This window comes from Granulicella aggregans (genome assembly GCF_014203275.1).
In the GTDB taxonomy this organism is placed as follows: Bacteria; Acidobacteriota; Terriglobia; order Terriglobales; family Acidobacteriaceae; genus Edaphobacter.
Genome location: NZ_JACHIP010000006.1, coordinates 264,454 through 285,109, shown reverse-complemented (window position 1 = coordinate 285,109; position 20,656 = coordinate 264,454). Strand labels below are relative to the sequence as shown.

The 20,656-nt window shown below is 56.0% G+C and carries 17 protein-coding genes, 1 tRNA gene and 2 pseudogenes; 11 read left to right on the top strand and 9 right to left on the bottom strand.

Annotation, left to right across the window (positions count from 1 at the left end):
* The first annotated feature begins 78 nt into the window (after positions 1-78).
* The 3 genes from HDF16_RS21130 to HDF16_RS21120 all read left to right on the top strand — a co-directional run bounded on the left by HDF16_RS21130 (position 79) and on the right by HDF16_RS21120 (position 2,750).
* Positions 79-831, top strand: coding sequence for an SDR family NAD(P)-dependent oxidoreductase (locus tag HDF16_RS21130; protein WP_184221321.1), 753 nt, complete (start codon positions 79-81; stop codon positions 829-831).
* Between the two features lie 813 nt (positions 832-1,644).
* On the top strand, positions 1,645-1,932 hold the full coding sequence (locus HDF16_RS21125; protein ID WP_184221319.1) for a helix-turn-helix domain-containing protein: 288 nt from the start codon (positions 1,645-1,647) through the stop codon (positions 1,930-1,932).
* Between the two features lie 185 nt (positions 1,933-2,117).
* A complete protein-coding gene (locus HDF16_RS21120) occupies positions 2,118-2,750 on the top strand; it encodes a response regulator (RefSeq protein ID WP_184221317.1) in 633 nt (210 codons plus the stop codon).
* A 72-nt stretch (positions 2,751-2,822) separates the two neighbouring features.
* Here the strand turns inward: HDF16_RS21120 and HDF16_RS21115 are convergent, their stop codons facing one another.
* From HDF16_RS21115 to HDF16_RS21105, 3 genes are all read right to left on the bottom strand, one after another.
* Positions 2,823-3,797, bottom strand: a complete 975-nt coding sequence (locus HDF16_RS21115; RefSeq protein WP_184221315.1) for a nitrilase-related carbon-nitrogen hydrolase — start codon at positions 3,795-3,797, stop codon at positions 2,823-2,825.
* A gap of 46 nt (positions 3,798-3,843) precedes the next feature.
* Positions 3,844-4,512, bottom strand: a complete 669-nt coding sequence (locus tag HDF16_RS21110) for a hypothetical protein (protein ID WP_184221313.1) — start codon at positions 4,510-4,512, stop codon at positions 3,844-3,846.
* A 96-nt stretch (positions 4,513-4,608) separates the two neighbouring features.
* Positions 4,609-5,499, bottom strand: coding sequence for an alpha/beta fold hydrolase (locus HDF16_RS21105; RefSeq protein ID WP_184221311.1), 891 nt, complete (start codon positions 5,497-5,499; stop codon positions 4,609-4,611).
* Positions 5,500-5,731: 232 nt separating this feature from the next.
* Between HDF16_RS21105 and HDF16_RS21100 the strand changes: the two genes are divergently transcribed.
* The 5 genes from HDF16_RS21100 to HDF16_RS21080 all read left to right on the top strand — a co-directional run bounded on the left by HDF16_RS21100 (position 5,732) and on the right by HDF16_RS21080 (position 11,420).
* Positions 5,732-6,628: an NmrA family NAD(P)-binding protein gene (locus HDF16_RS21100; protein WP_184221309.1), complete on the top strand. Its 897-nt coding sequence runs from the start codon at positions 5,732-5,734 to the stop codon at positions 6,626-6,628.
* Between the two features lie 43 nt (positions 6,629-6,671).
* Positions 6,672-7,055: a YybH family protein gene (locus tag HDF16_RS21095; protein ID WP_221312981.1), complete on the top strand. Its 384-nt coding sequence runs from the start codon at positions 6,672-6,674 to the stop codon at positions 7,053-7,055.
* Between the two features lie 78 nt (positions 7,056-7,133).
* A complete protein-coding gene (locus HDF16_RS21090; protein ID WP_184221305.1) occupies positions 7,134-7,823 on the top strand; it encodes a hypothetical protein in 690 nt (229 codons plus the stop codon).
* A gap of 55 nt (positions 7,824-7,878) precedes the next feature.
* Positions 7,879-9,441, top strand: coding sequence for an MFS transporter (locus HDF16_RS21085; RefSeq protein ID WP_184221303.1), 1,563 nt, complete (start codon positions 7,879-7,881; stop codon positions 9,439-9,441).
* Between the two features lie 317 nt (positions 9,442-9,758).
* Positions 9,759-11,420 carry an ArnT family glycosyltransferase gene (locus HDF16_RS21080; RefSeq protein WP_184221301.1) on the top strand — a complete coding sequence of 554 codons (1,662 nt, stop codon included), beginning with the start codon at positions 9,759-9,761 and terminating at the stop codon, positions 11,418-11,420.
* A 444-nt stretch (positions 11,421-11,864) separates the two neighbouring features.
* Here HDF16_RS21080 and HDF16_RS21075 read toward each other — a convergent pair whose 3' ends face one another.
* From HDF16_RS21075 to HDF16_RS21065, 3 genes are all read right to left on the bottom strand, one after another.
* Entirely contained in the window at positions 11,865-13,187 is a 1,323-nt protein-coding gene (locus tag HDF16_RS21075; protein ID WP_184221299.1) for a glycosyltransferase family 2 protein, read from the bottom strand.
* A gap of 147 nt (positions 13,188-13,334) precedes the next feature.
* A complete protein-coding gene (locus HDF16_RS21070; RefSeq protein ID WP_184221297.1) occupies positions 13,335-14,252 on the bottom strand; it encodes a glycosyltransferase family 2 protein in 918 nt (305 codons plus the stop codon).
* Positions 14,219-14,809: a phytanoyl-CoA dioxygenase family protein gene (locus HDF16_RS21065; RefSeq protein WP_184221295.1), complete on the bottom strand. Its 591-nt coding sequence runs from the start codon at positions 14,807-14,809 to the stop codon at positions 14,219-14,221. Before HDF16_RS21065 ends, HDF16_RS21070 begins: the two co-directional genes overlap by 34 nt.
* A 357-nt stretch (positions 14,810-15,166) precedes the next feature.
* Here HDF16_RS21065 and HDF16_RS31605 point away from each other — a divergent pair, with 357 nt between their 5' ends.
* Both HDF16_RS31605 and HDF16_RS21055 read left to right on the top strand, forming a co-directional pair.
* The gene (locus HDF16_RS31605; protein WP_221312980.1) at positions 15,167-16,234 is read left to right on the top strand and encodes a glycosyltransferase; all 1,068 of its coding nucleotides are present in this window, start codon (positions 15,167-15,169) and stop codon (positions 16,232-16,234) included.
* Between the two features lie 211 nt (positions 16,235-16,445).
* Positions 16,446-18,269, top strand: coding sequence for an ABC transporter ATP-binding protein (locus tag HDF16_RS21055; protein ID WP_184221291.1), 1,824 nt, complete (start codon positions 16,446-16,448; stop codon positions 18,267-18,269).
* 221 nt (positions 18,270-18,490) lie between these two features.
* Here the strand turns inward: HDF16_RS21055 and HDF16_RS31940 are convergent, their stop codons facing one another.
* Together HDF16_RS31940 and HDF16_RS21050 are read right to left on the bottom strand one after the other, a co-directional pair.
* Positions 18,491-19,291, bottom strand: a complete 801-nt coding sequence (locus HDF16_RS31940) for a hypothetical protein (RefSeq protein ID WP_432432260.1) — start codon at positions 19,289-19,291, stop codon at positions 18,491-18,493.
* Positions 19,292-19,441: 150 nt separating this feature from the next.
* Positions 19,442-19,589 (bottom strand): annotated as a pseudogene (locus HDF16_RS21050) (transposase); the annotation flags it as partial.
* Positions 19,590-19,704: 115 nt separating this feature from the next.
* Between HDF16_RS21050 and HDF16_RS21045 the strand changes: the two are divergent.
* Positions 19,705-20,184 (top strand): annotated as a pseudogene (locus tag HDF16_RS21045) (IS66 family transposase); the annotation flags it as partial.
* A gap of 352 nt (positions 20,185-20,536) precedes the next feature.
* Here HDF16_RS21045 and HDF16_RS21040 read toward each other — a convergent pair.
* Positions 20,537-20,628, bottom strand: a tRNA-Ser gene (locus HDF16_RS21040).
* Positions 20,629-20,656 lie beyond the last annotated feature (28 nt).

Below are 20,656 nucleotides of genomic sequence, written 5' to 3'. Positions count from 1 at the left end.
TTCGCCAATTGATCGCGTGAAAAGCAAAGATGGGCTGAGGCTCTGTTCTGTAGGCTTCGTCTGTGAGGAGACAACTCAATGAGCAAGCTGGCTGGAAGAGTGGCGTTGGTTACAGGTGCCTCCAAGGGATTTGGGGCGGCGATTGCGAAGGGGCTCGCAGCCGAGGGCGCAGCGGTTGTTGTGAACTATTCCTCGGACAAGGCGGGAGCTGATAGGACCGTCGCTGAGATCACAGGGGTCGGTGGCAGAGCAGTCGCAGTCCAAGCTTCTGTGAGCAATACAAACGACGTGAAGCGTCTTATAGAGGTTGTCGCGTCATCGTTTGAAAAACTCGACATCTTAGTGAACAATGCCGGCGTCTATACCTTCGGCCCGCTCGAGGAGTTTGAGGAATCGGAGTTCCATCGCCAGTTCAGTACGAATGTCTTGGGCTGCCTTCTTGTAACGCGGGCGTGTCTTCCACTCCTTGGAGAAGGTGGCGGGACCGTGATCAATATTGGGACGGCGGGCACTACTCTGAACCTGTCGGGAACTGTCCTTTACACCGCGACGAAGGGAGCGCTCGATTCGATCACACGAGTATTGGCAAACGAGCTGGGGCCGAAAAAGATTCGCGTGAATTCGGTCAACGCAGGCATCGCCTTCACTGAAGGTGTCACGTCGATGGGCATGACTACGGAGACGGACTTTGTCGTGAACCTGACCGGGAGGACACCGCTCGGCAGGATAGGAAATCCGGAGGACATCGCCGACGTGGTTGTCTTCCTTGCTACAGACAGTGCTCGTTGGGTCACTGGCCAGCACATCCAGGCGTCAGGCGGCTTGCGGTAGTTCAACCATTGAATACTCCAGCAATCTATGACGCGATGCCTCAGCAGGTGACTGCTCTAACCCACCCCCTAAAATTCCTACTCGAAGCTGGCCGGTTCGGGGCTAGCGCTCGCTCGTTTCCAACCCTAACCTCGCGATAGGTAGGAAGCGCCTTCAACCCAGTTGTCGCGCTTCGACCTGAGATCGGAGGATAGCGTGATACCAGGCGGAGCATTCGGTACGAAAATGGCCGGCCACTTTCATTTGGCCGACGTGCCTTCATTTGTCACAGAGGCGGTCCCGGAGTCACCGATTGCGATCACGCGGCTGGTTTCGAGAACTGCGCCCGGCCACCAAACGACGATCATTCCTCAGGAAAGGGCCTTCGTGTTTGAGTGGCAGCTTGGGCCTCATTCAGGGCACGAGCTGCGATCACGTGGATCAACACGGCCGACTTCTTATGCCCGTCAGGGAACGTTAAACGTAGTCAATCTAGAATGTGACCCGGTGGCTGACCTAGACACGCCCTTCGATTGCGTCCATTTCTATCTATCTCGAAAGGCAATTGATGCGTTCGCTCATCAGCAAAACGCGTCGCGGGTTCAAACGATGAAGTGTCCTCGGGGGACAGTTGACGAAACCGTGAACTGCATGGGGAATATGTTACTCAACGCACTCGGCACAGGAGCCAGCGGGTGCAAGATCCTCCGCGAATCACTGCTGGTGGCCCTTGCATGGCACCTGTCTAGAGCTTACGGGGGTGTGGCCTTGTCTCATGATTCTGTCCGAGGACGGCTTGCGCCATGGCAGGTTCGGCGAGCGACTGAGTTGCTCATGGCGAACATCGACGGAGACATCTCACTCGCTGAACTCGCAGCCGAGTGTCAACTTTCCGCTAGTCATTTTGCGCGGGCGTTCAAAGGGAGTACAGGAAAATCTCCCCATCGTTGGTTGATCGAGCAACGAGTGGGGAGATCGAAGGTCCTTTTGAGCAAAAGAGAGCTGGCTCTTGCCGATATCGCTCTTGAGTGCGGATTTTCTGAGCAAGCGACCTTCAGTCGTACATTCAAGCGCGAAGTTGGCACCAGCCCCGGCGCGTGGCGGCGTCTCTACCAAGCTTGAGTCTCTCCGGTTTGCTTCTGTCCAAGGCTCTAAACAGATACTCTAAGAGGGGCCAGTTTTACGGAGGTGAGCGATGTCGACACCCCGACTTATCGACCGGCGTATTGCCCAGGACGCATCTCTTTCAACCGAGAAGTCAGAGGCCCTACTCAGGCACTCTTCCCTGTCAGATTGATTCGGAGACGATGAACGATAAGCCAGCCATGATCAAGGTTCTTTGCGTCGACGACCATCCGATCGTTCGCGAGGGCATCGCAGGCGCAATCCGCGAAGAAACGGATATGACCCTTGTGGGAGAGGCCGCGAGCGGAGAAGAAGCGATCCTCGCCTGGAAGTCCCTGCGCCCTGACGTAACGATCATGGACCTTCAAATGAAAGGTATGAGTGGAACCGATGCAATCGTTGCGATCCGCAAAGAATTCCCGTCGGCGCTTTTCATCGTGCTCACAACTTACGGGGGCGACGTGCAGGCGGTGAGAGCTTTGCGAGCAGGCGCCTCCGGTTATCTGCTCAAGAGCACGCCGCGACAGGAACTTCTCGAGACCATCAGAATGGTCCATGCTGGAAAGCGTTACGTGCCGCCGGAGATCACGGCTCGGATCATGGAGCATTATGACGCGGATGAACTGACAGGCCGGGAACTTGAGGTGCTTCGATTGATCTCGAACGGATTTTCGAACAAGATTGCCGGCCAGCAGCTTTCAATCGCAGAGGATACGGTCAAGAACCACATGAGCAGCATCATGGCTAAGCTTGGTGCTAATGACCGAACTCACGCCGTCACATTGGCAATCAGTAGAGGATTTCTAGACAAGTAGCTCGCCAGACTCTTTGGTTACCTGGCGAGCTAATTTGAGAGTTGGCCTCGGGATGCGATTACAGGTTTAGAGCTAACTAACGATGTCGAACTGCTCCGTTACCACAGACATCGGATGTGTCTTTCGTTCATGAAAGTGTGAGGTTGCCCTCCGGTCGATCAGCAGGCTAAGCAACTCCGGCCGACTGTAGTGGCCCACGGCGTCCATCATCCTCTTTCGCTTGTCGATCATTCCAAAATCCAGGTCCGCGATGACGACTCCTTCTCCAGACCGTAGGGCTTCGCCCATCAGCTCACCTTCAGGAGAGATAATCGCGGTGTAGCAGCCGCTAGAGATCGGCACGAGGTCGCACCCGGTGTCCTTCATAATTTGGGCCTGCTGGTCAGGGTCCAGCCAAGCAGTTGCGTTCACCACGAATGCGCCAGATTCGAGCGCGTGCTGCCGGATGTTCACCGAGATCTGTTCCGAGAACGTGTCGCCGGCGAAAGAGCCGGGATACATTGCGGCATGGATTTGTTCTCCATCCGCAATCAGGGCATAACGAGCGAGCGGATTGTAGTGTTCCCAGCAAGCGAGCGAACCGATGCGGCCCACAGCACTGTCGACCGCTCTCAAGCCAGAGCCGTCGCCTTGTCCCCACACCATTCGTTCGTGGTAGGTAGGAGATATCTTCCGGCGATGCTGAATCAAGGTGCCATCCGAATCGAAGAGCAACTGAGCGTTGTAGATCGTTCCGCCATCCCGTTCGTTGACGCCGATCGAAACAACCATGCGTGCCTGCTTGCAGGCTTCTCCGATGGCTTGAGTTGCGGAAGATGGGATGGTAACGGACTGATCAAGCTGCTTGTAGTGCTCTTTGCCCATTAAGTAGGGGGACTGTACGAAGGAATAGTAGGGGTAGTTTGGGATGACCGTCTCCGGGAACACGGCATATTGAACACCCTGTTCGCCGAGGCTGAGGATCTGCTGACAGACCTTCTCAACGGTAGCTTCGCGGTTGTAGAGCACAGGGCGAAACTGTACTGCCGCAGCCTTGACGATGTGCATGTTCGAAGTCCTCCTGGTGAGGGACAGATGGGTGATAACGCCTAACTTATGAGTGCGCAGGGGAAACGTAATTCATTGTCCATACCGCCTTGTCGCCTTCGTGATACTCATTCCCTTCCCATGGAGATCCGCAAACGTGCAGATAGGAGTATGGCGTTCCAGCGAACATGACCCAGGCTCCTTTGTCCCGCACCGTTGTGGGCAGGCCGGTCGCGGCCGCGTCAAAAGGCCACGTCACCATCCAGTGAGGACCGATTGGGATCGCCCGACTTGTCATGTCGGAGGGGTCGGTATTGCTGCGCTGAGTAGCGCCGCACAGCATATAGATCGTTCCGGGCTCGGTGTTGGTGGGCCTAGCCTTCCCCTGCATGGCATCCATCATCCATTTCATTCCCATTGGGTTCATGCACATGGGAGGCTGCCCAATTTTGTTTTCATCGCCAGGAACACAAACCCAATCGTTGGTTCCTTTAGACAGAACGGTCATCGTGCCGTCGTGCCCCAGGATGGCGACGGTCGCATCTTTGGTCACTTGTTCAGGACCGGAAAGGCGGGCCCGAGTGATCCTAGGGTCTTCTGCTTTATCTCCCCTGCTTTGACTGTCCATGTAATCTACTTCCTCCTCGAGAACGATGCTCGATCCAAAGGCCATTGAACTGTTGAGTGTGGCCGCTGCAGCGAGCGATGATGCAATGAATCCTCTGCGTGTGGACAAGACTGTCTCCTTGAAACCGTCTCAAGTTCTTCTCTCGGACGCTACCGCTCCAAAGTCGCGCCAGCTTTCCTCGTAGCGTAGTGGCGTAACGGAAGATCACATCGCCGCCAGCAAGATGGCAGCGACTTCCTCTGGCAAGTCAAGCTGGGGCCAATGCCCAGCGTCCAACACATGCAAGGATGCGTCCCCGAGGTGAGCCGCAATATCCTTTGCGACGCCTACGTTGAGGTACGCGTCACTCTCGCCCCAAACAAGCGTAGAGGTCGCAGACAGCCCTTTCAATAAAAGTAGGTGAGCATTGTTGCGTTCCATCTGATCTCTCAGCTTCGAGGCAAGACCTGCAAAGGCTGGTCCGGCACTCGGCACTTGCGTGAAGTTCGCCACAAGGATCGGGCGGACGACACTGTCGATGATGTCGCGCTGTGCAGCCGACACGCCCTTCTTCAGCTGGCCTTGTTGAAAGGACAATAGAAATCCAAACTGCTCGGCAGACATTGCCATCGCCATAGCCAATTCTGTCAGTTCGGGGACGGCAAATAGCTCTACGAGTTCGGGAAATCGCAGCGTTGGACTGTTGCCGTAGAACATATTGAGCAGAAAGAGATTGCTGACGAGCTCCGGGTGCGCGAGCGCACAGTCGATTGCAGTAACACCGCCTGCATCGTGGCCAACGCAGGCGATCTTTTCGAGGTGAAGAAATGAGGCAACGGCTTCAAGATCTCCAAGCTGCTGTTGAAAGTTGTAGTCGAAGCCTGCAGGTTTATCCGAAGCCCCAAAACCGAGGAAGTCGAACGCCACGACGTGGCGCCCAGCTTTGACCAGGAAGGGTATGAGGAGGTCATAGATTTGCAGGTTGTCGGGAAAGCCATGGAGCAACACAAACGTTGGACCTGCACCGGGGTACTCTCTAGCGTAGAGGTGGTTTCCCTCTCGCGGAATCGAAAGCTCACGAAACGATATTGCCTGGTTGTGCGAAGTCTCTGACAAGATTGCCTCCTGAGTAGCTGGCAGCGGTCGTCTGCGCTTCGCCAATGAATCAGACTCTCAGGCTATTGGGGAGCACGCGCTCGAGTCTGGACCCAAACGTGCGCACTTTGACTGAAATCAGCGTCACGCTGCATCAGGCGGAAAATGTGAAACGAGAGTGTTTTCGGCCAATACCTGATCATTCCGTTGCTCGTAACGTCAGATCTATCCGCAGAGCGGGTCGGAGTTTCCTATGACAAATTCCATCATTCTGGTGACAGGCGCTTCAGGGGCGACTGGTGGCAGCGCGGTTTCTTCCCTTGTTGCACGTGGGCATCAGGTACGTGCGCTTGTTCACGAAGAAGACAAGCGTTCGGAAGCACTGAGGGCATCCGGGGTTGAAGTCGTCACAGGCGATCTTCTCGACATCGACAGTGTCCGGTCTGCCATGGAAGGCGTGAGTGCGGCGTACTTCGTCTACCCACTCGGACCAGGACTTTTAGCTGGGACTGTAAATTTTGCTCAGGCTGCAAAGGAAGCGGCGGTGAGTGCGATCGTCAACCTGTCACAGATGACGGCTCGCCGCGACTCTCTCAGCCACGCGGCGAAGGATCATTGGCTCGCAGAGCAGGTACTTCAATGGTGTGGCGTCCCGGTGACGATTCTGCGCCCGACTCTTTTCGCGGAGTGGCTCCTCTACCCGTTTGCATGGAAAGACTATGCCAGGAGAGACACGCTTGCGCTCCCATTTGGAAATGGAAAGGTTGGCCTCATTGCCGCCGAAGATCAGGGGCACGCAATCGCGTCCGTCCTTTCAGAGCCAGCAAAGCATGCAGGCAAACTTTACAAGCTACTCGGTCCGGCTGAACTCGACTGGTATGGCATCGCCGCCGCAATGAGCGAAGTTCTCGAGCGCACGATCACCTATACTCCGGTCAGCGTCGATGAGTTTGTGGCGAGTCTGGCTAAGATGCCGCAGTTCTCTTCACCATTCTTCCTGCAACACATTGGAGCGGTAGCCCTGGATGCACAGAACGGCATCACGGGCGGAACAAGTAGCGCAATGGAAGATCTGACCGGCCGACCGGGGATGACGATCCAGGAGTTCGTACAGAAACACCAGGCGTCGTTCGAAGTATCAGCGTCTTAAACAGATACGGTGAACGATTGCAAGATGAACAGAGGTCGCAGACATGAAAGACACACCGCTACACACAATGTTGACCTTGGTTGAGGCACGGAAGCACGGCGATATAGAGACCGCCCTGGGTTGCTACGAAGATGAGGCCAGCATAGTCTTTGGACCAGGCAAGATCGGGGTCGGACAACAAGCCCTCCGCGACTTCATACAATTCGCAATGAGCCTTCCAGTGGTGTTCACAACGCGAGATGTCATAGAGAGCGACACCATCGCGCTTCATTATTCCGCCTGGACGAGCAGCAGCGTGGATGAGGCAGGGCAAGCGCAGGAACTCGGAGGCATCACCACAGATGTCTTGCGGAAGCAGGCGGATGGATCGTGGCTCATCGCGATCGATAACGCATGGGGCGTGAGCGTCCTGGAGAAGACTTCATAACCTCGGTTGGGACTACGGACCATTTTCTACGCGTGCGAAGCTGAATAGAAGCCCTTTCCGCAAGACGAGGTTAACGTGATGCCTGCCTTTCTCATAAGCGCCCTGGCTGTCGTTTGTGCGGCAATTCTGATCGTCATCCTCCACCGTTCGATCAGGCAAGCCATCCTTCTTACGGTCATGGCCGTAGCTTGGTTCGCTGTCACTGGAATGTTGGCGGAGGCGGGCTTCTTCAGCAACTTTGCCGTAACGCCTCCCCGCCTCCTCCTCGCCCTGGTGACCCCGGCCGTCGCACTTGCCATAGTCATCCGGAGCAACTCTCTGAGAGAGTCCCTCGCTGCGACACCCATCGCTGTACTGATCTATCTCCAGGTATTTCGGGTTGTTGTTGAGGTCCTTCTATTTCGGGCGTACAAGATGGGCAACATTCCAGTTCAGATGACCTTCGAGGGCAGGAATTTCGACATCATCGCGGGCCTGACGGCTCCGATCGCCGGATGGCTCTATCAACGCAGCAAGAGTCGACTGCTCGCCACTCTTTGGAATGTCGCAGGCCTGGGTCTACTTGGGAATATAGTTGTAGTCGCGATCCTGTCGATGCCGGGCAAACTCCGTTACTTCACCGACGGCCCCGCGAACACGCTTCTAACGCACTTTCCGTTTATCTATCTGCCGGCAGTGCTTGTCCCGATCGCCTATACCGCCCACATCCTCTCTCTGCGACAGCTTTGGTCGCGGGGCTCATCTCCAGAGGGAGCAGCGGGTGCCTGATCCCCTTGAACCTGATTCCGTTCAAACCGCAACCAATCCCTGGAACTGACTGCCTATGTTTACGCTCAAGCCGCCTTGCGACGAAGCAGCCATTCTGAGCAGCACAACTGCGACACATGGTCAGCGAGGTGGAACATGGGTATTGGTCTGCACGATCCTTGGCACAAGCATGGCGTTCATCGACGGCACCGTAGTGAACGTCGCGATACCAGCCATGCAAGTCTCACTGCACGCGACGGTCAGCGATGCCCAGTGGATCGTTGAGTCCTATGCCTTAATTCTCGCGGCCCTACTTCTGGTCGGTGGAGCGATGGGGGACATCTACGGGCGTCGCAGGATCTTCGTCTGGGGCGTCGTTGTGTTCGCGGCGGGGTCCACTTGGTGCGGACTTTCGCATTCCATCACGTCCTTGATCCTTGCTCGTGGCGTGCAGGGTCTTGGAGGAGCCATGCTGATCCCAGGAAGCCTCGCCCTCATCAGCGCCTCCTTCTCAAGCGCCGAGCGGGGGAAGGCAATCGGGACGTGGTCCGGGTTCACTGCGATTACAACGGCCATTGGTCCTGTCTTCGGTGGGTGGCTTGTGGATCACAGGTCCTGGCGGTGGGTGTTCTTTGTTAATGTGCCAATCGCGGTCGTTGTAGTTGTCCTCAGTCTCTGGCGAGTTCCAGAGTCTCGAAATGAGGCCGTAGGAAGGACGCTGGACTGGCCCGGAGCCGCTCTCGCCACCATTGGTCTGTGCGCAGTCACATTTGCGCTAATCGAAGCGCCGCATGGCGGACTACCCGTAAAGCTAGCAACGGTAGCGGGCGTGCTCGCCCTGATCTGCTTTCCATTTGTAGAGGCACATTCCTCATCCCCGATGGTCTCGCCGAAGCTCTTTCGCTCACGAGACTTCACAGCGGCAAATCTCATCACGTTCTTTCTCTACGCAGCGTTTGGCGGTATGCTCTTCTTCCTTCCCCTCGATCTGATTCAAGTGCAACATTACTCGGCCACGGCTGCAGGATCGGCTCTGTTGCCGCTGATTCTCATCATCTTTCTTCTATCGCGATGGTCGGGTGGCCTTATTGCTCGGTATGGTTCAAGAATGCCGCTCGTCATAGGCTCTTGCGTGGCGGGACTAGGCTTTGGACTGTTTCTGAGGGTTGGGTCGGGAGGCTCCTATTGGATCACGCTTTTTCCTGCGGTTGTTGTTCTCGGTCTTGGCATGGCTATAAGCGTTGCTCCGCTTACCACGACCGTAATGAATTCCGTACCTGTCAGTGAGGCGGGTGTTGCCTCGGGCGTAAACAACGCTGTGTCGCGAGTGGCCGGCCTGATGGCGATCGCGATCTTTGGGCTGATCTTGTATGTGAGATTCAACACTGTACTGGACCGTGAGCTGCAAGGCTTTTCACTGTCGCCGGATCAACGCTATCAAGTGAACGAGCAGCGCCCACGATTGGCCGCTGCGGAAGCATCGACCCCACAAGTTCGCCGAGCGCTTGACGATGCGTTCTCGTCCGGCTTCAGGGCTGTTCTGCTGACCGCTATGGGGTGCGCCCTGGCAGGCTCATTGATCGGTTTCGCGATGCTCGAAAGCAGGCAAACGTCAATGGGTGCTCCTCAACGACACTAAGAGCGTCCATGAAGGAATCTCATGACTGTGCCTTCATCACAGAGCGAAGGACTATGACCGCTTGCGTGCTGATGTCGTGTTTATCAGAGTTGCGGCTTGCAGTCGAGAGCTTCGTGGCCCAAGTTTGGCAGTCATGTCATCTCTGAGTGCGTGGCCGACGAATCGAGCGATTCGCCATGGAACGAATAGGATCAGTCATGAATGCTGTCTTTAGAGATACCCTCCTCGGGACGGCGTTTTTAGGCGCGATCAGACAGGCGGTTATGTATCCTTAAAACTGGCCCAAAAAGATGGCACCTCAGGATACGAACAAACTCATGCCCAGCAATGGAGCGACGGCGCTACGACTTGCGTGGACAACGACTTTGCTTGTGTTGATCGGAGTTGTTGCACTGCAATGGCACGCCGCTTCGCTGCTTCTCGGCAGCAGCCTCCAGGGCGATGAGGCGAAACACTTTACCAGTGGAGTAATGGTCTACGATTACCTTCGTTCGGGTTTTACCTTGAAGCCTATTCCTTTCGCGGAACAATTTGAGGTGCGCTATCCGCTTGTCGCCATCGGGCAGTGGCCACCGATGTATTACGCGATCCAAGCGGTCTTCTACTTTGTGGCAGGACCCTTTATTCGGAGCGCCCAGGTGCTAAGTGCTCTAATGGCTGTAACTTTCGCGTCGCTGATATTTCTAGGACTAAAGGCGGATGTTGGTGTCAGAGTTGCGTTGATCGCTGCGGGCGTGTTTCTCGCTGCTCCACTTATGCAGGGAGCTGCTTGGCAGGTGATGTCGGACCTTCTGACCGGACTGTTTGTTTATCTGGCCATCGCCGCGTTTGCGAAGGTGCTCGATGCGCCGGGCAACAAGATGTCGGCACTTGCTTTCGCTGCTTATGCGGTAGCGGCCATTCTTAGCAAAGGTTCGGCGTGGGCGCTCGCGCCATTCTTCCTGTTTGCTCCGATTCTCTCCCGGCGCGCTGGCTTCTTCCGAAGCCGCTGGTTCATGGGCACAATCGTGATTGTGGTTCTCTTTGGCTCCGCATTTTATCTGTTTGCGGCGAGACTTGGGATTGGCTACCCGATGTTCCTTTCCTATTTCCTAAGCCTCGGGATAAAAACGCGATGGTTGACCGTCGAACAGGTGCTTGCCTTTGCCCCGGCCTCGATGCTTGTGATCGGGGTCATCGGAGCGCTGATTGCGATCCATGCGCGATGGTGGCTGAACGACCAGACGCACCGGACAAGCCTGTCACTTGTGGCAGCAGCCTGGGTGGCTTCGCAGATCGTTTTTCTTGCGATTCTCCCCATGACTCGCGAGCCACGAGTGATGCTCCCTGCGCTGGCTCCTCTGGCTGTGCTCGCGGCTGGGACGATGCGTTCGCTGCAGCGTGTGGTACGGCAGGAACCAGTGTTTGCGGCGGTTGTTCCCGCGATTCTCGGCGGAATTATCCTGGCTGGCTCGCTCTCAGCCGGAACCTATCGCGTGGATGGGTTTCGCCGGGCAGCGGATGCTATGCCATATCCCTCGGATGGAGCTCTAATCCTGGTTGCTACCAACAAATGGGGCGGTGAGGAAGAACTGATTTCTGAGCGGCTGTCGCACGATAGGGCGCACAAGGATGTCATTCTGCGCGGCTCTCATGTGCTTGCCGACCTTAGCCTGGAGGAGATGGGAGAGGAACCGCTCTTCGACAGCGCCGACGCCGTCCGGAACTATCTGCTGCAAATGCCGGTGCGATTTGTTGTGCTGAGCAGTCCGCCCTATCAATATTCGTTTCAGGCACTGATCGACGCAGCAGTCGCGGGCGATCCCCAGGACTTCCATCTAGTGGCTCAAGTCCCAATCGTGGTAAGGCCTTCCGGCACGATCCTGCACGAGCTACGGATTTATGAGAATCCGGCGGGGCGGGACCGCCATCCAGACGTGGTGCAAACGAGGCTCGGATCTATTGGCGGACGGCGCATCCTGGAGTATCGCTGGAAGTGAGTGGAGTAGATTCATCAGGAAGCTGCCATTTGATGCGAGATCTAGTCTGCCAGCCTGACTTAAGCAGTTATGTCGCCCAGTTCAGAGACAGAGGAGATGGGGCCTGCGCTGACGACCCGACCCTGATTGAACACAATTGCATCCTGACACGAGTACATTGCCACGAACGTTTCGCTGGGCAACGCGCGGTAGGATCCTGCTCTGATCGTCAATATGGGAGTACCACGTGTAGACGAGACCGACTCTTTCGCCGGCATTCGCAATAAGTTGTAACTGGCGTTCAATCTTTGATCGCGCCCACAGATCATCTGCATCGACAAAGGCAATCCATTGCGCGGCCCGCGATCCACTCTAGGCGGATAGGTGGAGAGGGGGAGGTGCGTGATGCCCGGTGCCTTCAGTTGTTGCGCCCAGATCATTGTGGGAGATCACTTTCAGACGAAGCTATGCGGACGATTGGTTGGATTGTTTTCTTGATTGAAGGTCCCAGAAGTGATTGGTGATCCCGATGATGAATGAAATACCACTGTAGAAATGATAAAGAAAGTTGAAGAGGATAGCCGAAAGCATAAAGGCGATACCACGGTTATCAAACAAGAAGGCATAGAACCTGAGATTCAAGATAATGAGTGCTGCTGAGACGCCAACACAGGCGTAGAGAAGAGGACTGGACCGGATATAAAATATCGAGATACCCAATGAAACTGCGATATAAGCGAGAGCAACCAGCCGGTGCCAATCCTGGATGGAGTCGTTCTTTCTGTATCGATGTCGAACGAGCAGCAGTGCTGGAGTCAGAAGCAAAGGGACGATCAGGCCATACATCTTGAAGAAGTATGCGGTCGCGGCAAGGCCCGTCAGCAACGCAGCCATCAACAGATGGGCTCTCCGCGGTTTTGAGTAGAAGACCAGTTCGCCCCACCATCGAGCGAGCATCCAGAAGACGATGGCGAACAGCGGAAACATGAGCGGCAGACCATGCACGGCAGCCATCCGGAACCCCAGCGCGAGCAGGACGAAGACCAGGAAGACGCTCACCCGCTGGCCCATTCGCAGATTTAGGTCGTTGGGCATGAAGTGGTCGCGCAGGATCAGTCTTGTCCAGGGAATGCCGCGGTGAAAGATGTCGGTCTCGATGATCGATTTCAACGTCCAGCATTTCAGGTGCTTCACCTGGATGGAGCCATCGAGCGCGATTTTCCGATTTGCATGCACCATGCGGTATCCGAGTTCTATGTCCTCTATTGCCGGGCGCTCGAAGGTTTCATCAAAGCCGCCGTGCTCCTGGAAGATCTCGGTGCGAATCGCTCCGCAGCCGCTCCAGAACGTCGAGGCGTGCTTCGATCCGGTCTGGTGTACAAACGAGTGCATCAGATTTTTGTATTGCGAGAGAAAACCCCAGCAGTAAGGTTCGGTGTCGTAGGCCCCGATCAAAGCGTCGAGCGAAGCGTCTTTTTCGAATCGGTTTCCGAACTTCTCCAAGGTGTCGGCCGCGACCAGGACGTCGGAGTCAATGAAGAGGAGGACTTTGCCGGTCGCCATCTTAGAACCGAGGTTGCGGGCAAATGAAGGGCCCATGGATTTGCCGGTACTGAGAACGATTGCGCCATAATTAAGGGCTAGTTGTCTTGTGCCGTCGACGGAGCCATCGTCGACGACAATCGTTTCGTGGGGGCGGACGGTGCCCCCGTGCAATGCACCGAGGCATCGATCAAGATAGCGTTCTGCATTGAGGGCCGGAATGACCACTGAGATCGACTGAGCCATGAGTCCGGAGGGATCGTTCCTTCAGATTTCTTCGATGTGATGAATTGGTGATAAGCCAGCCTGCCACCATCCCAGCCGCGGCGCAAGTTTATTAATCAATGACAATCGTACTGTGGTCATGGATGAACTCGACGACAACCTCGCCACCTACGACCACACGCGCATTAGCTTAGAGGTACGGCGCCACGCTTCTTTCAGGAACATCCTGGGATCGTGCCATGCTGCCAGTACGGAATAGCGCGGAACGGCTCGCCATCTTCCTTTCGTACTCTTGCTCATCGCGGTGCGCATCGTTAGATAACGGTAGAAAGAGGATTTTTGGCGCACCTCTAAAGAGCGAAACTGAGCAGGAGCTGCGGCGAAAATCTTGCGACATGCTGCAAGAAAATCACGTTCCATCAAGAGAAAGTGGCTGGAGATCGAGAAAGGTGACTGGCGGTACAATACCACCACCTCCGGCACCACCGCGAACGGATAACGGGCTGCAAGACGTGTATGTAACTCCCAATCTTCGGCGGCATTGAGAGTCTCATCGAAACGCCCTACCTCTTCTACCGCCGAACGGCGCAGAAGTGTATTCGACCCGCAGGCGATAAAGTTCTGCCGCAGAAGAGCTTCCTGCACATTGCCTTCGAAGGTAGCGCGGACATCGGGATGGGAGGGCCGCATTTTCTCATCCATAAAATCGGTCCAGCCGTATACGACTGCGATATCGGTGCAGCCTTCGATTGCTGCGATCTGTAGCTCAAGCTTGCGCGGAAGCCAGATATCGTCTGCGTCGATGGACGCCACAAACTCGCCGAGGCTGCGAGCTATAGCCAAGTTGCGCGCCGCCGACGGGCCGCGCAGCGGCTGGCGCAGAACGACTATCCGCCCATCATCGATTTCAGCAAGTACTTTGACTGTCTCGTCTGTCGAGCCGTCGTCTACAACAATCAGTTCAAAGTCGCGGAAACTCTGTCGCAGTACCGATTCGACAGAGGCTGCGATGGTCGTGGCGGCATTGTGTGCTGCCATCACGCAACTGATTTTCACGCTCTTATACGGCTCGTCCAACGCTGCCATCGGTACCACCAAGGGATCTTCGCGACCCCGGTGCTAAGACCCTCCTGGGTTGCGAGGGTGAAGAAAGGGGCCGCATCTGTTGAGAACGTCTGGAGTATGTAGTCTTCCATCATCGGAATGCGAGGGGCACTGGCTCGCTGATAGTGAATGAATAGCATCACCCGTTCCTGCGAGGTCGTGGGATCGCCCCGATGCCAGACACGCGCGTCGAAGGTGTAGAAGTATCCATCGCCAAAGCCAGCGATCTGCTCTGGCTCTCCATGGGAGAGAACCTCTGCATCTGTCAACGGCGGCGCTTGTCGCAGCCTATGGGTGCCGGGGAGGCACCAGGTCGCTGACTCCTGCGTGCATCCCTCCAACCCGATGCCCACCGTGACCGTGGGCCACAGCAGACTCTCCAGATCGACGTGCCATGCGCTCGCCTGGTTTGGAGTGGATCGACGAATGTTGGCACCCCACATAACCAGGTCTTGCGTTCCCAGAATGGTCTCGACGACAGACACGATGGCAGAATCCTGGGCAACGCGCCGGATCGCGTCGGTTTCAAGATAAGGCACTGCATTCCGGCCCTCAGCGCGTAACGATGCCAACGCGCTTGTGAAGACGGGTTCGTCCGCTAGGAGCGCGGGCAAAATGGATGTGTCTGCTAAAGGGCAGGCCTGCGCTACAAAGCCCAGTGCTCGGTATTGGTCTGCAGTCTCTATATCAGGTCTCCGGCAACGCTTCGCCCGAATCTTGCAGAGTGTAGCATGGAAAAATCCCGCCGATAACATCAGGCGACAGAGTCCGGCTTGCTGGAAACTTGCCAGGACGGTTGTCCCCGGGTTCCGTTTTTAGGGTGCGTCTTTCTGACAATACGTATTCTTATGCCGAGCATTGTCGATCCCAGATCACAGTTGGGCGGAGCCTGGACCGTGACCCGCGGGATCATGAAGCTGCTCAGCGCACCGCCGTTGAATGCAGAAATCATTTCAGTGATGCCATCTGAAATGTCATGGACGACTCATCGCGCCAGGCGTTATGTGGCTCTGGCGCAGTCACTGGTATCTGGGTTGCCGGCAAAATTTCAATTTCAGTACTCGCGACAGATGCTCGACACGGTGCGGCGGCATCTTGCAGATCAGCACTTCAATCTTCTTCTGCTGAATGGTTCGGATCTGCTGTGGATGCTTCCGCACTTGCCGCAGGGTACAGCGACGCTGCTTATTGCTCATAACATCGAGCATCTTCTCTATGCTGACCAGATTCAGGTTATGTACCCCCGGCAGGGTCTACGGAAGACATTGCTACTGCGTGACCATGCACGCCTTTGTCATCATGAGCTTGAAGGATTGCGTGCGGTCGGCAATGTGATGTGTCTTTCTACTCAGGATGAGGCTTATGTGCACAGGGAATGTCCTGAGGTGAATTGCGTCACAATCCCGCCACTTTTTGACGGCACGCCTGCCGCGCGTCCGGCAGATTTAGAGACTGCATCCAGACTCGAAATCGGGATGCTGGCGAATTTCGGGTGGTGGCCAGTTCAGCAGGGGGTGCGGTGGTTTCTTGACGAGGTCTTTCCACAGCTCCATGCCAACATCCGCCTTCATCTGTTCGGAAAGGGCAGCGAGGATAGCGCAACAGAGCATCCAAGGGTCGTGAAACATGGCTACATTTCCGAGCTTGATACCGTGTGGTCCACCTGTCACTTGATGATCTGCCCGGTCTTTGCTGGCGGCGGTGTTTCAATCAAGTTGGTGGAAGCCGTTTGCCGGGGAGTTCCGGTGATTGCGACGCGGTATGCCATGCGTGGACTCCCAATCGATTCAGATCCGGCGATCGTTCTGCGGGATACGCCCGCCGAGTGGATCGAGTTTCTCAACTCCGATGACGCTCTGAAAGTGCGCCAGCTTTCACCGTCGCCGCGAGCCATTGCTCACTTTCTTCCGAAGAATCATCTGGATCGGCTCTGTCACGTTCTCCATGACATTATTGAAAAGTGAAGATAGGCGGGCTGTCGAGCTTGAATCTCACGAGGCGGCTCTCAACCCCGGAACGCAACGCTACTTCCAGTACTCATCACTAATGCGGGAGGCACCACAATTTCAGAGTCGGAAGATCTCGGCCTGTAAGATTCGGTAAAGCAGTCGAATCAGTCAGCCCCCTCCGCAGTCCACCAGGATGACCGGACGATGACGCCATCACGAGTCAGTCATGCATGAGACCGAACAGTCCCGTAAGCCTCTGGCGCTTCTCGGCTTCTATCTGAGAGGCCATGAGCGCGCATTGTTTGGTGCCCTTCTGTTCGCCCTCGTCAGTCAGATCTTCCTGATGATCGATCCCCTGATCCTGCGCCACGTTCTGGATCACTACGTATTGCGTCGAAGCGACTTTTCGCCGCAGGGGTTTCTTCTCCGTGTCATTTTCTGGCTAACGCTGATTCTAGCGGCAGCGTTGATCGCATGGATAGCTCGCGGTTTTCAGACCCAGTCCGTCTGCAGTCTGGCCCAGAGAGTCAGCACTCAGATTTACAGCGATGGCATGAGTCATTCTCTCGAGATTTCTTACGCTGAGCTTGAGCAGAGACGCAGTGGCGACACCATGAGCCAGTTGCAGAGAACGCGCCGCGAAGTAGAACTCTTTCTGACCTCAGCTGTGAACGTTCTGTTTACCTCGCTCGTCGGTCTCGCATTCATCATCATCTACGCGTCGCGCCTTCATTGGTCGGTGCCCCTCTTTCTCCTTGTAACGGCGCCAATGGTGATGTTCTTCAGCATCCTGCTTAGTCGCAAAGTCCGGTCAACACAGGAAGAGATCGTGAAGCAGTCCAGCGTCCTTGCCGGGTCCGCCGGAGAGTCGTTGAAAAATATGGAGTTGGTCAAGAGCCTCGGCCTGACCGGAAACGAAGTGTCGCGCTTTCGCACCGGCAGCGCTCGGATACTCGAGCTTGAATTGCGCCGCATTCGCCAGGCTCGCATCTATAGCTTCTTTCATGGTGCGGGCGTGCATATCGTGCGAGTCTCTCTTTTCCTCTTGCTCCTGTATCTCTTTTCGGTGGGCAAGGGTACGGTAGGACAATTCTTTTCGCTTTTTCTCTATTCGTATTTCATCCTCGGCCCCATGCAGGATCTTGGCAACGTAATCAGCCAATATCGGGAGTTAGAAGCGTCCCTGATTGCATTCGGCGAACTGATGGATCACCCTAAGGAGTCCAGGCCCGTCGAGCCTGTATCGATCTCCGTCCTCGATACTTTGGAGTTCGATGGCGTGAGTTTCAGTTATGGACCCACGGGATGCGGCCATGGCCCTGCAGCTCAAGCAATCAGTTTCCGGGCCTCTCGTGGCGAGACGATCGCCTTTGTTGGACAATCCGGTGCAGGCAAATCCACGATCATCAAGCTTCTCTCCGGCCTGTACTCTCCATCCGAAGGCAGAATTCTCTTCAATGGAGTTTCCAGTTCTGAGGTTGATTGGAATTGCCTCCGCAACTACACCGGACTGGTCACGCAGGAGACGCATTTATTCTCCGGTACCATCCGCGACAATCTGATATTTGCAGCCCCGGACGCGACTGAAGATGAATGTCTGACGGCGCTGCAGCAGGCAGCGGTCACCTCTCTACTCGAGCGAGGCCGCGACGGTCTCAACAGCAGGGTCGGCGAAGGAGGATTGCAACTCTCTGGTGGAGAGCGCCAGCGCCTCGCAATCGCGCGTGCTCTCCTGCGGAGGCCTCAACTGATTCTATTCGATGAGGCAACTTCGGCCCTTGACTCCATCACCGAGCAGGCGATTGGAGGAACCATCCGCAATCTCGCCACTGCCAACCAGATCATCACCATTGTGATCTCGCATCGGCTCGCCACCGTAATCCGCGCTGATCGCATCTACGTTTTGGCAAAAGGCCGCATCGTCGAGTCGGGGACGCATGAGGCTCTCCTGGCCAGTGATGGACTGTATTGCGATATGTGGCAGCGCCAGTCCGGAAGCTTCGCGGGGAGCACCGAAACGCAGGTCGGAGGCAATATCTCGTATCAGTAGAGCGCGGGAAAGCCGCAAGGAAGCAATCATGTCAGGCTCCTTGCACGTACAAACTAGCGTCGGAACCTGTATGGTCGAACGCCAGCTATGCTCCAGCTCATATAGTTTCAATGTCTCTGGTTATTTGCACCAAAGCCATGCCTCGAAGCGCATCGATCGGCATCGTCAACTTAACGTGTGTGAGAAGCTGAGGAGGTGAGCAGCTCTGAGCGGTATCGCCGTCATCGTTTTCCGATCGAAGTAGTAGAGCACTGCGTCTGGCTGTATTTCCGTTTCTCTCTGAGCTGTTGTCGGACTGCACTCAAATCCCGGAATTGGAAGCGGTTGATGTACTTTAATCCCGGACGAAAAAACGTGCTGCGGAATGGTGAGCGTTGTGCGCTGGCGCGTTCATGATGATCGAGTGCTGCGCGGAGACGTCGGCGAAGAGCGCTCGGCCAGTGTTCGCTGGCTGCCTCGATCCATTCCTCCTCGCGCTGAGAGAGAAGGGATAAGACGCTGAGCCACAGTCTTAGGCCTTCTCGATATCTGATCTGCATTCTGGTTGGCTTCGACTCTGGAGCTGCATTCCGAACGAGTGCTCCGACAAGGGCAAGCATCTCCGTTCGGAACTGAAGATATTGGTTCTGCGGGTCCGTGGACCGCGTAGAGAGTTGCGGGTCTGGATACCAGGCGAGCAGCTGGAGAAGGTCGTCGACGAAACGACGAAACTCGATACCGGTGGTTTGACTCAATAAAGCAGCTCGCGGGGCGGCTCCACGTAAAGCGGCAAGATAGATCCTCTCGATAAAGACCTGCGCCCCCTCAAGATGCCGGACATGACGGCCAATCTCGGCACCGGTCAGGTTTTCGCCGCAGCTCTGGCAGAGGATCGCCCGGACTGGCGCGGTTCCGAACGGAAGGGGATCGTCTTCACCGCAGATTGGACAGCCGTGTCCGAGAGGACACTCGTGGATGCGGCAACGAAGCAGGGCAGGGAAGGCCCATTCCCAGCGGACATGGACATAGGGCTGTTCGGTGATGCAGTTTGGGCAAAAGGCGTAGCCAGTCCTCTTGTCGCGCTGTATTCAAATCCCGGAAGATTGCCTTACGGCCTCACTTGCTGCATTGGATACCCGGACATCGCGAGAGGTCTTGCACTCAAAGACTGGATCTCCGCCTTCTCCTTCCGCGATGCGCGCTGGATACTGATAGCTCCAAGGGGGCCTCGATGAGCATACGTCTGGCCTCTCTGTTGCCCGTCTTGGTGATGCCACCGCGACGGATGGTTCCACCGCTGGAGTGCTCGGACGGAACCAGGCCAAGGTAGCCCATCAATCTGGCGCAACAGGTTCACGACCTGCTCTGGACTATGCTTCTTCCCTCGTGCCATACACAGCTCCTTTGTTCTCAGTTTGTATCAACTCCACTGGTACAAAAGAAGACGGGCACTCCACTGCGCGGCAGTCCGCCGGAGATACGGCTCGCCATCCGCCAAGCCAGAGCCAGGCCGGTGATGGAAGCTCTACGAGCTTGGTTCGACGCGACACTTCAGACCCTCTCGGCCAAGAGCGACATGGCCGGAGCAATCCGCTATGCGATCTCGCGATGGACCGCGCTCACTCGCTACCTCGACGATGGAGAAGTCGAGATCGACAACAATGCCGCCGAACGCGAGTTGCGCGTCGTCGCGGTAGGTCGGAAAAATTATCTCTTCGCGGGATCCAACCGGGGAGGCGAACGCGCCCCCGCCTTCTACTCGCTCATCGGATCGGCCAAGCTCAACGGGCTCAACCCAGAGATCTATCTTCGCCATGTCCTCACCCGAATCGGAGATCACCCCATCAACCGCATCGCGGAACTGTTGCGGGCGGGGCAGGCTGAACTAACCCCAGGGCTGCTGCTTGCAGCTGATGTGCCTTCTTCTGAAGACTGACAGTCGCAAGTGTCGGATCGGCACCGACGGGCTCCCAGACGCGGCGGCCGTCCTGCTGGTAGCGAAGGTAATAGGTTGACGCAGGGCAGTGGCGACTTCCCTGATGCATTGCTGTGCGGGGCCGAATACGGCCGTTATTGGCGTAGGCGGCAGCAACGTATGGATAAGAGCCGTCTGGGAGACGGATCCGAAGGTAAAGCCGGACAGGTGATTTCATGTATCGCGCCCTCATGGAGGCTGATACCCAAATCAAACCGACTTTCCCGATTATGCGTGAAAATTTGGTAGCAGGGTTGTTAGCAGAGCGGCTCGCAACCTTGTAACTAGCTCAAATTGAACACTTAGAGGTTTATGGCGGAGAGGGGGGGATTCGAACCCCCGATAGACTTACGCCTATGTCTGATTTCGAGTCAGGTGCATTCAACCGGGCTCTGCCACCTCTCCACTCTGTCGATCGATAGTCGGTGTCGCC

Bases quoted from the DNA above. Each gene is read 5' to 3' on its own strand.
- HDF16_RS21130 (WP_184221321.1), top strand. From the start codon at position 79: ATGAGCAAGCTGGCTGGAAGAGTGGCGTTGGTTACAGGTGCCTCCAAG.
- HDF16_RS21125 (WP_184221319.1), top strand. From the start codon at position 1,645: ATGGCGAACATCGACGGAGACATCTCACTCGCTGAACTCGCAGCCGAG.
- HDF16_RS21120 (WP_184221317.1), top strand. From the start codon at position 2,118: ATGAACGATAAGCCAGCCATGATCAAGGTTCTTTGCGTCGACGACCAT.
- HDF16_RS21115 (WP_184221315.1), bottom strand. From the start codon at position 3,797: ATGCACATCGTCAAGGCTGCGGCAGTACAGTTTCGCCCTGTGCTCTAC.
- HDF16_RS21100 (WP_184221309.1), top strand. From the start codon at position 5,732: ATGACAAATTCCATCATTCTGGTGACAGGCGCTTCAGGGGCGACTGGT.
- HDF16_RS21095 (WP_221312981.1), top strand. From the start codon at position 6,672: ATGAAAGACACACCGCTACACACAATGTTGACCTTGGTTGAGGCACGG.
- HDF16_RS21090 (WP_184221305.1), top strand. From the start codon at position 7,134: ATGCCTGCCTTTCTCATAAGCGCCCTGGCTGTCGTTTGTGCGGCAATT.
- HDF16_RS21085 (WP_184221303.1), top strand. From the start codon at position 7,879: ATGTTTACGCTCAAGCCGCCTTGCGACGAAGCAGCCATTCTGAGCAGC.
- HDF16_RS21080 (WP_184221301.1), top strand. From the start codon at position 9,759: ATGCCCAGCAATGGAGCGACGGCGCTACGACTTGCGTGGACAACGACT.
- HDF16_RS21075 (WP_184221299.1), bottom strand. From the start codon at position 13,187: ATGGCTCAGTCGATCTCAGTGGTCATTCCGGCCCTCAATGCAGAACGC.
- HDF16_RS21070 (WP_184221297.1), bottom strand. From the start codon at position 14,252: ATGGCAGCGTTGGACGAGCCGTATAAGAGCGTGAAAATCAGTTGCGTG.
- HDF16_RS21055 (WP_184221291.1), top strand. From the start codon at position 16,446: ATGCATGAGACCGAACAGTCCCGTAAGCCTCTGGCGCTTCTCGGCTTC.